Source organism: Stenotrophomonas rhizophila (genome assembly GCF_000661955.1).
GTDB classification, from domain to species: Bacteria; Pseudomonadota; Gammaproteobacteria; order Xanthomonadales; family Xanthomonadaceae; genus Stenotrophomonas; species Stenotrophomonas rhizophila.
Genome location: NZ_CP007597.1, coordinates 2,603,905 through 2,616,932, shown reverse-complemented (window position 1 = coordinate 2,616,932; position 13,028 = coordinate 2,603,905). Strand labels below are relative to the sequence as shown.

9 protein-coding genes are annotated in these 13,028 nt (G+C 67.3%); 4 read left to right on the top strand and 5 right to left on the bottom strand.

The window, feature by feature from the left end; all coding sequences use genetic code 11:
* Positions 1-66 precede the first annotated feature (66 nt).
* Entirely contained in the window at positions 67-879 is an 813-nt protein-coding gene (locus DX03_RS11135; protein ID WP_051598845.1) for an APH(3')-II family aminoglycoside O-phosphotransferase, read from the top strand.
* 227 nt (positions 880-1,106) lie between these two features.
* Positions 1,107-1,406, top strand: a complete 300-nt coding sequence (locus DX03_RS11130; protein ID WP_038688735.1) for a DUF6916 family protein — start codon at positions 1,107-1,109, stop codon at positions 1,404-1,406.
* On the opposite strand, the gene DX03_RS11125 is transcribed toward DX03_RS11130, so the two are convergent.
* Genes DX03_RS11125 through DX03_RS11110 form a run of 4 tightly spaced genes read right to left on the bottom strand, consistent with a single transcriptional unit; the run spans position 1,399 to position 3,582 of the window.
* Entirely contained in the window at positions 1,399-1,899 is a 501-nt protein-coding gene (locus DX03_RS11125; protein ID WP_280512932.1) for a GNAT family N-acetyltransferase, read from the bottom strand. The genes DX03_RS11130 and DX03_RS11125 overlap by 8 nt on opposite strands.
* Positions 1,900-1,949: 50 nt before the next feature.
* A complete protein-coding gene (locus tag DX03_RS11120) occupies positions 1,950-2,480 on the bottom strand; it encodes a phage tail protein (protein WP_038688733.1) in 531 nt (176 codons plus the stop codon).
* 51 nt (positions 2,481-2,531) lie between these two features.
* Entirely contained in the window at positions 2,532-3,065 is a 534-nt protein-coding gene (locus tag DX03_RS11115; RefSeq protein ID WP_038688731.1) for a phage tail protein, read from the bottom strand.
* A gap of 13 nt (positions 3,066-3,078) precedes the next feature.
* Positions 3,079-3,582 (bottom strand): phage tail protein, encoded by a 504-nt coding sequence (locus DX03_RS11110; RefSeq protein ID WP_038692277.1) that lies wholly within the window; start codon positions 3,580-3,582, stop codon positions 3,079-3,081.
* Positions 3,583-3,750: 168 nt separating this feature from the next.
* On the opposite strand from DX03_RS11110, the gene DX03_RS11105 reads away from it, so the two are divergent.
* Together DX03_RS11105 and DX03_RS11100 are read left to right on the top strand one after the other, a co-directional pair.
* Positions 3,751-10,710: a putative Ig domain-containing protein gene (locus DX03_RS11105; protein ID WP_051598844.1), complete on the top strand. Its 6,960-nt coding sequence runs from the start codon at positions 3,751-3,753 to the stop codon at positions 10,708-10,710.
* 137 nt (positions 10,711-10,847) lie between these two features.
* Complete coding sequence (locus DX03_RS11100; protein WP_244880113.1) at positions 10,848-11,867, top strand: phosphotransferase enzyme family protein; 1,020 nt, start codon at positions 10,848-10,850, stop codon at positions 11,865-11,867.
* 255 nt (positions 11,868-12,122) lie between these two features.
* On the opposite strand, the gene DX03_RS11095 is transcribed toward DX03_RS11100, so the two are convergent.
* Positions 12,123-13,010, bottom strand: a complete 888-nt coding sequence (locus DX03_RS11095; protein WP_038692273.1) for a DMT family transporter — start codon at positions 13,008-13,010, stop codon at positions 12,123-12,125.
* Positions 13,011-13,028 lie beyond the last annotated feature (18 nt).

Sequence of the window (13,028 nt, the reverse complement as noted above, 5' to 3'; positions counted from 1 at the left end):
ATTGTCTCGATCTCCACGCCTGGTTCGCCGCCTTGCATTTGATGCGGCCGGCCGCACGATAAAAGCATGTCGAATTCAACACCCCCCGGGCGTTGCCCTACCACCCCGCTTCTTCCCCACGTGTGGCACCAGCGCCTGGCCGGCGGCCGCATCGAGGCCCAGGCGATCGGCGCCTCACGCGCGGATGTATTCCGGGCGCACGGCGGCGACGGCCCGGATGTGTTCCTCAAGCGCGAGCCGGCCGATGATCCGTTCGGTGAACTGCAGGATGAAGTGGCGCGCCTGCGGTGGTTGCGGGGGCAGGGCGTGGAGGCGGCGCAGGTGCTGGATACGCACGACGATGCCAGTGGGCGCTGGTTGCTGATGCGCGCAGTGCCCGGCCGTGACCTGGCATCGTCGCCGGACCTCGCCCCGCTGCAGGTGGTGCACCTGGTGGCGGATGCGCTGCAGGTACTGCACAAGCTGCCGATCGACACCTGCCCGTTTGACCACCGGCTGCCCCATCGCCTGGCGGCGGCACGGGCACGCATGGATGCCGGCGCCGTGGATGCCGACGATTTCGATGACGCGCGCGCGGGGCAACCGGTGTCGCAGGTCTTCGCGGCGCTGATGGCGAGCGTGCCGGCGCAGGCGGACCTGGTCGTTACCCACGGCGACGCGTGCCTGCCCAACCTGATGGCGGCACAGGGCTGCTTCACCGGGTTCATCGACTGCGGACGGTTGGGCGTGGCCGATCGCCACCAGGACCTCGCGCTTGCTGCGCGCAGCATTGCCAGCAACCTCGGCGAGCAGTGGGTGGCGCCGTTCTTTGCGCGCTACGGCACCGTGCCCGATCCTGCGGCGTTGGCGTTTTATTGCCTGCTGGACGAGTTCTTCTAAGGGCGCACCACGTGACGCATCGTCCACTGCCTTGCCTGTCAACTTGACGGGCACACGTTCAATCGCCGCGTGCGCTGGCCCCGTCGTAGGGTGCTGAAGCACTGTCCATTGACGCCGGGCGCAGAGGTTGCAGGCGTCTGCTCCGGTACGCGCGCATGGTGTTCCGCCCGCGACGGCTTTGTGCAAGACTCGCTCCCTGACCCTGGCGTTGCAAGGATGGGAAGCGCATGCAGTTTTTTGCCCTGGACAATTTTGCAGGACTGGTGAACCAGACGTTCGAGGTTGCGCTGGGCGATGTGGGAAACACCGCGTTCGTGCTGGTCGAGGCGCGCCCGTTGCAGCCGGGTGAGTCACTGCCGGGGCAGGTACGCGCACCGTTCTCGCTGCTGTTCCGCCACGAAGCGGCGATCGTGTTCCCGCAGAAGACCTACCCGATGCAGCATGAGGCCTTGGGCGAATTTGGCATCTTTCTGGTGCCGATCGCGCGCGATCGTACCGGGTTCATTTACCAGGCACTGTTCAACTGAGTGCCTGGCGCATCGCCAGGCGCAGCGTGTCGCCGCCAACGCGGGCAAAACCCAATCGCTGATACAGCCGAAGCGCCGCCGCATTGTCGCGCAGCACGCTCAGCTCCACGGCGTCGCATGCGTGCTGCCGTGCAAGCTGCTGCACGTGTACAAGCAATGCGGTGCCCATGCCCTGTCCACGCACGGCCGACAGCAGCAGGATGTCGATGATGTGCAGCGCATCGCCGTCAGCGTGCAGGTAGAGGCGGCCCAGCGGGCTGCCAGTGCGCTCCACGATCAGGAACGCCGCGTCGGGGTACTGCCCGATGTAATGGCGGTGCTGCAGTTCGAACTGACTGTCCAGAAACGCACGGCGGGTCACGTCCGGCCAGGGCACCGCGGCAAGCTCCGCCGCGCGTGACTGGTGGTACAGGTCACGCAGGAACGTCATGTCCTGTTCAAGGGCAGGGCGCAGCGTGATGCCATGGGCGTGCAACGGCGACGTCGCCGCCACGGGATGTGGCAGCGACGTCGGAAAGCCCGGCAGTGATGAGTAGCGGGATGTCACGGACGCTGAGGGAAGATGCCGCTCAGGGCGATGCAGAAGTTCACCGTCAGGTAGGGCTGCCGGTTTTCGTGCGGTAGGCCGCCGCCTGTGGGCGCTACCATCGTCGGCGCAAAGCTGGCGTTGGAGGGCGTGGTGTCGGCGAACGGCGGGGTGGTGGGAATGGTCACGGCGTCGCCTTGTGCCGGGGTTCCGTGCAGCTTGGTTGCGTCTCGCTGCGCGTACACACTCATGGCATGGTTGTGCGGCGGCAGCTGCAATGCCTGCAGCGACACCTGCGCAGTACCGAAGGTTTCACCTAGCGCGCGTTGGTAGCCGCCCGCGCTCTGGCCTTGGCAGGCCGCGGCATTGCCCGCCAGGTTGGGCAGGGCGAAATTGCTGCGACCATCCCCGCCGTAGGTCACACCGAGCAGCGCGAACAACGCCGTGTTCTGCTGGAGGGGAAGAAGCTGCCCGGCGCAGAATGCCCAGTCGCGTGGTGCGAACGGAAAGCCGTACATCTGGATTTCGCCGATAAATGGTTCAGTCATGGATCAATTCCCTGTGGCAGTACTGCATTCCATGGTGGATGAGGCGGACGTTCAACTCTGGCTCGGGAAAATACCGTACAGGCTGATGCAGTAGCGCAGGGTCACGCTTGGCATGGTGTTGTCATGCGGCTGCGCATTGCCAACGGGCAAGAGCATGCTCGGTGACAGGGAGCGGCTGTCCACCCCGTTGATGTCGGCGGTGTACATGGTGTCGCCGCTGACGGCGCCGAGCAGGCTGGCCGCCGTAGGCTGCAGCGATGAGGCCGCTGCACTGGTGGCCTGCATGGCATGGGTATGCGCCGGCATCTGTGCCACGGTCAGGGTGACCTCGTCACTGCCGAACACCTGGCCCAGCACGCGTGGCGACGTGCCGCCGGTCGCGGTGCCTTGGTGAACCGGTACGCGTCCGCTCAGGTTGGGCAGTGCGAAGGTCGATTCGCCATCACCGCCGTAGGTGGTGCCGATCAGCGCAAACAAGGTGTCATACCCGCTGATCGGCAGTAGTGCGCCATTGCAGTCCAGCCAATCCACCGGTGCGAAGTTATAGGGAAACAATCGGATCTCGCCGACGTAAGGAGTACTCATTGCCGATCTCCGGTCAGTTGCGCGAAGGGAATACACCCTGCAACAGGATGCAGAAATTCAGCACGCTGGAAGGCTGCATATTGGGATGGGGCTGGTTCTGCCCCGTGCTCGACAGCGTGGCCGGATGCAACGCAACGGTTGCCCCATTGGCGGGTCCGTACAGGGCGGTGCCGGCTTTGGCGTAAAGATTGTTGACTGGCGTACGCGCAGTTCCGGCATCGCTGGTGGCAATGGTCAGGTGGGTGTGCGGCGGAATGTCCTGGAGGGTCAATGTGACCTGCTCATACCCGCCGATTGCACCCACCGGCTGGTTCGGGGTGGATCCAACGGGCGTGCGTCCGCGCATGTCCGGCAAGGCGAAGGTGGTTCTGCCATCGCCACCAAACGAGGTTCCCAGCAGGGAAAAAAGCGCCTGGTTCTGGGCAATGGACAGCAGGGATCCGTTGCAGAAAGCAGTTCCCTTACGCGCAAATCCAAATGAGTTGATGATTATCTGCCCTAAAAAAGCATCCGACACGGTGGTTATCCCCTTTCCCTGATTACCGCTCCCGCTCCTGAGTTCAAGCGTGGCTGTACTGTTCATCAAACAGGACATACTTGACAAGTGCTCCCGCCGCGCACCTACTACGCCCGCCGGGGGGCGTTTTCGTGGGGAAGTGCGGCCCTGGTTTCAGGGGATAAACTCATGGCACAGGGAACGTGGGTCCAGCGCGCAGCGCTGGCCGTGGTGAATCAGCTGTCGGCATTCAAACTGCGTCGCGTCATTATATTGACGCCACTGTGGATGGCGTTGCTGTGGTCGGCCGGTGTGCAGGCGGCCAATTGCCCTGACATGACGGTGCCCGATGCGAACACCGTGCCGTCCACCTCGCCCATGGTCTCCGGCGGCACCATCGTCATCGATGCAAGCGCCTGCGATTCCTTCGGCGGCATCGGGGGCAGCGGCCCGGTTGGCAATCCCAACAACTACGCCACTGCCCACGGCCAGGTGAGCGTGAACTCGCTGACCAACCGGGTCACCTACACCAACAACGGCGGTGGCGCGCCGGTCGACACGTTCACCTTCAAGGATGACAACGGCCAAACCGTCAATGTCACCGTGAACATCGGCGCCGCATCATCCCCCATCACCGTGACGCCGGCCAGCGCGCCCAAGCCGATCATTGGTGGAAGCTACACGCTGCTCATGGGCAGCAGCGGCGGTACTGCTCCCTACACCTACACCCTGGGTGCGGCGACGCTGCCGCCGGGCATCACCTTCACCAATGGCACGTTCTCGGGCAGCGCCAGTGGCGGCGGCACCTATTCGGTCACGGTGAATGTCACCGATGCCGCCAGCCTGACCACCAGCAAGACCTATACGTTCGTGGTGGACACGCCGACCATCACCTTGCTGCCCCCGCCGACGATGACCGTGAACGTGCCTTACAGCCATCAACTGGTCGGGCAGGGCGGTACGGCGCCGTACACCAGCTTCGCCCGGGACACCGGCAACCTGCCGCCGGGCATCCTCTTGAGTCCAGCCGGCGTGCTGTCGGGCACCCCCACCGCAGTGGGCAGCTACGCGTCCTCCATCAGCGCCTTTGACAGCAGCACCGGGACTGGCCCGTACCGCGACGCAACGGCCTTTACGATGGTGGTCTCGACGGCTCCGCCGATTATCATCGCGCCCACGACGTTGCCAAACGCTGGCGTGGCCACTGCCTACAGCACCACGCTGACCGCCACCGGCGGTAACGGCGGGCCCTACAGCTATACGGTGGTCACCGGCGCACTGCCCGCAGGTCTCACGCTGGCCACGAACGGCACCCTGAGCGGCACGCCGACCGCAGGCGGTACCTTCAACTTCACCCTGCGCGCCGCCGACACTGCCGGCAACACGGGGGCGAGCGGCTACACGCTGGTCGTGTCCGCACCGACAATTTCGATTGCGCCCACCACCTTGCCCACGCTCACCCGCAACGCGGCATACAGTCAGACCATTACCGCTGCCGGTGGTACTGCGCCGTATAGCTATGCGGTGACCAATGGCGTAGCGCCGGCTGGCGTCACACTCTCCCCGACCGGGGTACTGTCCGGCACGCCCACCACCGCCGGGGCCTACGCGTTCACCGTCACGGCCACGGACAGCAGTTCCGGCAGCGGCCCCTACACCGGTGCGCGTGGCTACAGCGGCACGGTGCAGCAGGACACCCCGGTGATCGGGCCGACAACGCTGCCGGGTGGCACCGCCGGGGCTGCCTACGCCCAATCGCTCACGGTCACGGGCGGAGCAGGGGCGCCGTACACATTTGCGATTGTCGGCGGCGCCTTGCCGAGCGGCCTGGTCTTGAACACCAGCACTGGGCAGATCTCCGGCACGCCCACTGCCGTAGGATCGTTCCCAGTGACTGTCCAGGTCGCCGATGCCGGTGCGTCCATCGGCGGGCGGGCGTACACGATCACCATCGCGACGCCGGTGCTTTCGCTTGCACCGTCTGGCGCTGCGCTGAATGGTACTTATGGGTCCGCCTACAGCCAGAGCTTCAGTGCCAGCGGTGGCACCAGTCCCTACGCCTACACGTTGAGTGGCGCGTTGCCCAATGGGCTCACCTTCAGTGGCACCACGGGTGTGCTTTCCGGCACGCCTACCCAGGCGGGCGCGTTTGCCTTCACGGTCAGCGTGACAGAGGCGACCACGGGTGCCGGGGCGCCATACACGTTCAGCCGCGTCTACACCCTTACGGTGTCCCCGCCCACCATCGCCATTGCACCGCTGACGCTGCCGTTCGGTGCTGCGGGCGCGCCGTATTCGCAGACCCTGACCGCCAGCGGTGGCGTGGCGCCGTACACCTTCCAGGTCGTTGCGGGCAGTCTTCCGGCCGGCGTGTCACTGTCGGCGTCCGGGGTGCTGTCGGGCACGCCAACGGCGGCCGGCACGTTCAACGTGACCTTCCAGGCCCGCGATGCCAACCTGCAGACAGGCCAGCGTGCCTACTCCTCCAACATCGCTGCGCCCACGCTTGCGCTGTCGCCGGCAAGCGGCACCCTGCTGGCTGCATACGGAATGGCGTACAGCCAGAGCTTTACCGCCCTGGGGGGCAATGCGCCCTACACATATTCCCTGAGTGGCACAGTGCCTTCCGGACTCAGCTTCAACAGCAGTACCGGCACGTTGTCCGGCACGCCGGTGCAGACCGGCAGTTTCCCGCTGACTGTCACTGCCACCGACAGCAGCACCGGCACGGGTGCGCCGTTCAGTGTCTCGGCCAATTACACGCTCAGCGTTGCGTCGCCTACCATCGTCATTGCGCCGGCGAGCCTGCCGGTGGGGGGCGTGGGCAGTGCGTACTCGCAGACAGTGACCGCCAGCGGCGGCATAGCGCCGTATACCTTCGCGGTCACCGCCGGTTCACTGCCGGCCGGTGTGACGCTGTCGTCCGCGGGTGTTCTGAGCGGCACGCCCACGGCGGGGGGCTCGTTCAACTGGACCGTCACGGCCACCGATGCCGGCAGCATGACGGGCGCGCATGCCTACACCATGACGATCAGTGCGCCCACCATCGACCTCACGCCAACAACGCTCCCCGATCCCACCCAGGGCGCAGCCTACAGCGCGGCGCTGAGTGCCAGTGGCGGCACGGCGCCGTACACCTTCAGCATCGTCGGAGGTGCCTTGCCCGCCGGCATGACCCTCAACAGTGGCGGCACGTTGTCCGGCACGCCGATCAATGCAGGCCCGTATGCGTTCACTGTGCAGGCCAGTGACAGCAGTACCGGCGTCGGCCCCTTCAATGGCACCCGGTCCTACAACGGCACCGTGCAGCCCGGCATTCCGGTGCTCAACCCGGCGACCCTGCCCAACGGGGCGATCGGTGCGGCGTACACGGCGGCCTTGTCGGTAACCCAGGGCGCGGGTGCACCGTACACCTTCAGCCTGGTATCGGGCGCGCTGCCCGCGGGCCTCACCCTGAGCAGCGGCGGCGTGATTTCCGGCACGCCCAACACGGCCGGTTCGTTCACCGCCGTGGTGCAGGTGACCGATGCGGCTGCGCAGAACGGGCAACGCAGTTACACCATCACCATTGGTGCGCCGACCCTGACCCTGTCGCCGGCGGCCGGTACGCTCAACGCCACCTACGCGGCGGCCTACAGCCAGACGTTCAGCGCAGGCGGTGGCGTCGCGCCTTACACGTATGCCGTAACGGCCGGTACGTTGCCCACCGGGATGTCGCTGGCGGCGGCCACCGGGACGTTGTCGGGCACGCCCACCCAACCTGGTTCGTTTGCGATCACGGTGACCGCGACCGATTCCAGCGGTGGCGCAGGCGCACCCTTCAGCATCAGTCAGAACTACAACGTGGTCGTCGCGTTGCCCACCATCGCTGTTGCGCCGACGACGGTGCCCGGCGGCACCGTGGCCATTCCGTACTCGCAGGCCTTGTCCGCCACTGGCGGCATCGCTCCGTATACGTTTGTGGTCAGTGCCGGCGCACTGCCGGCCGGCATGAGTCTGTCCGGCGCTGGCGTGCTGTCGGGCACGCCGACGGCCAGTGGCACGTTCAATACCACCGTGACGGCCACCGATGCCAACGGCCAGACCGGCGCACGGGCGTATGCCCTGCAGGTTGCTGCGCCCACCATCGTCGTGACCCCGGCAATGCTGCCATCGCCGGCGCAGGGCCTGGCCTACAGCGCCACCTTCAGTGCGAGTGGCGGCGTGGCGCCGTACAGCTTCTCGGCCACCGGTGCGTTGCCGCCGGGTCTGTCGCTGACCACCGGCGGCGTGCTGTCCGGGACGCCGACCGCGTCGGGCACCAGCAGCTTCACCGTGCTGGCAACCGACAGCTCGGGTGGGGCAGGGCCGCATACCGGCGCGCAGGGCTACACGCTGAGCACCTCGGCCGGTCCGTCCATCGACCAGACCAGCGTGCCGGCCGCCACCGTGGGTAGCGCGTACAGCACCACGCTCTCCGCTACGGGCGGCACCGCGCCGTACAGCTTCGCCCTGGTCTCCGGTGCGCTGCCTGCCGGCATCGTGTTCAGCGGCGGCGGTGCCTTCAGTGGTACGCCGACCCATGCCGGCAGCTTCGCCCTCACCGTGCGCGTCACCGACAGCAATGGCGTCACCAACCAGCAGGGCCTGGTGCTTGTGACCGGCGCGCCGACGCTGGCACTGACCCCGGCCGCGGGCAGCCTGCAGGCCGACTACGCGGTGGCCTACTCGACCCCCTTCGCCGGCAGTGGCGGCACCGCGCCGTACACCTACACCGCCACCGGTGCGTTGCCTGCCGGGATCAGCCTCAATGCAGCCACCGGCGTGTTGTCCGGCACGGCCACGCAGAGTGGCAACTTCCCGATTGCAGTGACCGTGACCGATTCCTCCACCGGTGCCGGCGCACCGTTCCAGCGGATGCAGAACTACACGCTGGAGGTGGCCGCGCCCAACCTGGTGGTGACCCCGGGCAGCCTGCCCAACGCGGTGGTCGGCGTGGCCTACACGCAGGCGCTGACCGCCAGCGGTGCGGTGGCGCCGTACACCTACACGCTGCAGGGCGGCAGCCTGCCTGCGGGGATGCAGCTGGATGCAGCCAGTGGCGTGGTGTCCGGTACGCCGGTCAGTGCCGGCAGCAGCACGCTGACCGTGCGCGCTACCGATGCCAACGGGCAATCGGTGGACCAGGCCTACACGTTGACCGTGGATCCGGCACAGATCGTGGTCGACCCGGCCGTGCTGGCCGCGCCGCAGGTAGGCCAGGCCTACCGGCATGCGTTCAGCGCCACCCGTGGCAACGGCAGCTACACCTGGAGCGTGGCCAGTGGCAGCCTGCCGGCCGGGTTGGCGTTGGCGGCCGACGGTGTGCTCAGCGGTACGCCCACCAGCATCGGCACCAGCACCTTCGTAGTCAGCGCAAGTGACGGGCAGAACTACGCCGGCACCCGCAGCATCACCGTGACCGTCAGCCAGGCGCAGGCCGTGGCGGCGGCGCAGACGGTGACGGTGCTGGCCGGCCAGACCATCACCTTCGATGCCACCACCGGTGCCAGCGGCGGACCGTTCGACACCGCCGCCATTGCGGCTGCACCGGCCACCGGCAGTGCCAGCGTCGCCGGCCTGCAGATCAGCTACACGGCGCCGTTGGAGGCCAGTGGCACGGTTGGCTTCACCTACACGCTGGCCAACAGCAGCGGCGTGTCGGCCCCGGCGCAGGTGACGGTCACCGTCAACCCGCAGCCGATCGCTGCCGCGCTCACGGCCAGTGGCCTGGCGGGCACCACCATCAGCGTGGAGCTCACCGAAGGCGCGCGCGGCGGTCCGTTCACTGCGGCCAACGTGGTGTCGGTGATGCCGGCCAGCGCGGGTACGGCCACGGTGAAGGCAAGCGACGCTGGCTACCGGCTGGAGTTCGCCGCGGCGGGTGGTTATGCGGGCGTTGCGCAGTTGGTGTACACGCTGAGCAATGCCTATGCGACCTCTGCACCGGCCACGCTGGCGGTGACCATCACTGCTCGCCCCGACCCGACCAAGGACGCCGAAGTGATGGGCATCCTGGACGCGCAGGCCGACGCCACCCGGCGCATGGCCACCGGCCAGATCAACAACTTCCAGCGTCGTCTGGAAAGCCTGCATCGCGGCGGTGGCGACGGTTTCAGCAACGGCATCAGCCTGTCGTCCGCCTCGTCGGGACGGACAGGGCAGCGCGGCAGCCTCTCGGCCGTGGACCAGAGCCTGGCCGATTCCCTGCGCATGAACCTGATCGAGCCTGCGGCAGATCCTGCCGATGCCACGGCAGGCGATGCGACCCGCGGCACCGGTGGCCTGCCGGGCGGCATTGCGGTGTGGACCGGCGGCGCGCTCAGCTTCGGCAATGGCAACAACCGCAATGGCCGCAGCTCGGCGGACTTCACCACGTCCGGCCTGAGCATGGGCGCCGACACGCGGATCAGTGACGGCGTGGCGCTCGGCGCGGGCGTGGGTTACGGCCACGACAGTGCCGATGTCGGCAACAAGGGCAGCCACAGCAGCGTGGACAGCTACAGCGTGGCGACGTATGCCAGCTGGCGGCCGAGCCGCAACACCTACCTCGATGGCCTGGTGGGGTACCAGTGGTTGTCGCTGGACGCGCGGCGCTTCGTCACCGGCAATGGCAATACCGTGCACGGCAGCCGCGATGGACGTCAGCTGTTTGCCTCGCTGGCACTGGGCTACGAGCACCGCAGCGAGACCCTGCTGCTGTCGCCGTATGCACGACTGGACGTGGCCGACGCCACGCTGGACGGCTACACCGAGCAGGGCCGGGTGGGCGACACGCTGACCTATGACGAGCAGAAGCTGCGCACCAGCACCGGCAACCTGGGCCTGCGCAGCGAGTACCTGGTGCGCACCGACAGCGGTACCTGGTTGCCTGGCGCACGCATCGAGTTCCAGCGTGATTTCCAGGGCAGCAATGCCGCCACCCTGCGCTACAGCGACCTGTTGTCCGGCCCGGCCTATTCGGCGTCGCTGCGCGACCAGTCGCGCAGCCGCACGCTGCTCGGCATCGGGGCGCCGTTCCAGTCCACCTCCGGCTGGTTGTTCCGGTTCGAGTACCAGTTCCTGTTCGACAGCCAGGCGGGCGACGTGCAGTCGATCCTGATCGGCGCAGAGAAGAAGTTCATGCCGTAACCCAACGCGCGCTGCCGTCCTGACGGCAGCGCGCAGCGGTGTGGTTCGTGATCGGTTGCGCTGTGCGCCACGTATGTTTCTGACATAGTGATGGCGTGTTCGTGCAACACGGCGGATTGATGCTGCATCCTCAGGAATTGTCCACGTCCCAGATTGGCCTGGCGTTGTCGCAGGCATGGGGTGTGCACGCCAACGTGGTGGTGCAACGGCCGACCGGTGCCGATGCGGGCGCCACTGTGTACCAGGTGATCGCACGCGATGGAGCGCGGTGGTGGCTGAAGTGCCGGCGCTACGCGGTCGATGAGACCGTGTGGAAGGTGCTGCAGTACCTGCGCAGCCAGCGCGGCCTGGACGAGATCGCCGCGCCACAGCCCACTCTGGAGGGCGCCCCAGCACTGCGGCTGGACGGCCTGCAGTGGACGTTGTTTGCCTATGTCGAGGGTCAATCCGGATTCGAGTCGGCGCTGTCGCAGGCGCAGTGGCGGCGGCTGGGCGCAGTGCTGCGGCAGGTGCACGACACGCCGTTGCCGGATGCCCTCCGCGCCGGGCTGGCCCAACCCCATTTCGATGACGACAGCGCGGTGGAGCGGGTAGGTGCGTGGCTGCATCGCACCGACGTGCGTTGGCCCGTGCGTGATGATCTTGCCGCGCAGTTCCTGCGCGCCTGGCAGCAGCATCGGCCCCGTATTGGCGAGGTCTGGCAGCACTGCACGCAGCTGCGTGAACGGCTTCAGAGCCGGGCATGGGCGCGGGTGTTGTGTCATGGCGACCTGCACGCCGGCAACCTGCTGCTGCGTGCCGACCAGGGCCTGTGCCTGATCGACTGGGACGACATGCTGCTGGCCCCGCGCGAGCGCGACCTGATGTTTGTCGGTGCGGGTGTGGGCGGGCGTTGGGGGCGCGATGACCCACCGGGGTTCGGTGAGGGCTACGGCGAGGTGAGCATCGACATTGAGCGCCTGGCCTATTACCGGCATTGGCGCATCCTGCATGACGTGCAGGAGTTCCATGACCTGCTGTTGGAACCGGGTGCGGCCTCGCGCCCGCCGGCGCAACGGCGCCAGGCGGTTCGCTACATGGAAGAGCAGTTCGCGCCGGGCAACGTGGTCGACAGCGCGGCGCGCAGCTGGATCGCGGCCACCGGGCAAGCGGGGTAACGGCACCCCTTGGGTGGCTGTCGTGCGACCGGCATCGGGGGGTAGAGCCACCCCATGGGTGGCTGCCGTGCGACCGGGATCATTGCGGTATCAGCCACCCATGGGGTGGCTCTACCGGGCGGTTGGGGCGTTGGTGTGTCAGCCACCCATGGGGTGGCTCTACCGGGCGGTTGGGGCGTTGGTGTGTCAGCCACCCATGGGGTGGCTCTACCCGGGCGGTTGGGCGTTGGGGCGTCAGCCACCCATGGGGTGGCTCTACTCGCCTGGCTTGGCGCCGGCCGATGCGGCTTGAGATGCCGCGCGCCGTACCAGTACTGCTTCACGATGGGCGATGTAGGCATTGGCGCCCAGGATGATGCCCGCACCGATCACGGTCCAGCGGTCCAGTGTTTCGCCAAACAGCAGCCAGCCCAGCACGGCAACCAGCGGCAGCTGCATGAAGCTGATCGGGGTTAGTGCGGAGACTTCGCCCAGGCGCAGCGCCCGCGTCCACAGCAGCTGGCCCACCGTGCCGAACAGGCCGGTGGCGGCCAGCCACACCCACGCCATGCCGGTCGGCCACACCCAGACGAACAACGCGGGCACCAGCGACAGCGGTACCCAGAACACGTAGGTGTAGAGCACCACGGCATCGGCGCTGTCCACGCGGGTGAGCTGCTTGATCTGAATCGCCACCAGCGAACTCAGTACCGCGGCCAGCACCGCCACCAGGGTGCCGGGGGTAAAGCTGGTCGAGCCCGGCCGCACGATGATCAGCACGCCGATGAACCCGATGATCACTGCCGCCCAGCGTCGTGCGCGCACGGTTTCGCCGAGCCACAGCACGGCGGCGATGGTGACGAACAGCGGCGTGGAGTAGGACAGCGAGATCGCCTGCGACATCGGCAGGTGGCCGATCGCCCAGAACGCGCACAGCATCGACGCCAGGCCGATCGTGCTGCGCAGCAGGTAGCGCGGCAGCTGCTGGGTCTTCAGCGACGCGCGCCCCGGGCGCAGCAGCATCGGCAGCAGGGCCATCAGGCCGAAGGCGTTGCGGAAGAACGCCACTTCCTGGGTGGGCACCGAGCGGGTGGCATAGCGGATGGCCACCGCCATCAGCCCGAAGGCCAGCGTGCTGCCCAGCATCAGCAGTGCCGCACGCAGAGGAGTGGGGGCGGGCAG

Bases quoted from the DNA above. Each gene is read 5' to 3' on its own strand.
- DX03_RS11135 (WP_051598845.1), top strand. From the start codon at position 67: ATGTCGAATTCAACACCCCCCGGGCGTTGCCCTACCACCCCGCTTCTT.
- DX03_RS11130 (WP_038688735.1), top strand. From the start codon at position 1,107: ATGCAGTTTTTTGCCCTGGACAATTTTGCAGGACTGGTGAACCAGACG.
- DX03_RS11120 (WP_038688733.1), bottom strand. From the start codon at position 2,480: ATGACTGAACCATTTATCGGCGAAATCCAGATGTACGGCTTTCCGTTC.
- DX03_RS11115 (WP_038688731.1), bottom strand. From the start codon at position 3,065: ATGAGTACTCCTTACGTCGGCGAGATCCGATTGTTTCCCTATAACTTC.
- DX03_RS11105 (WP_051598844.1), top strand. From the start codon at position 3,751: ATGGCACAGGGAACGTGGGTCCAGCGCGCAGCGCTGGCCGTGGTGAAT.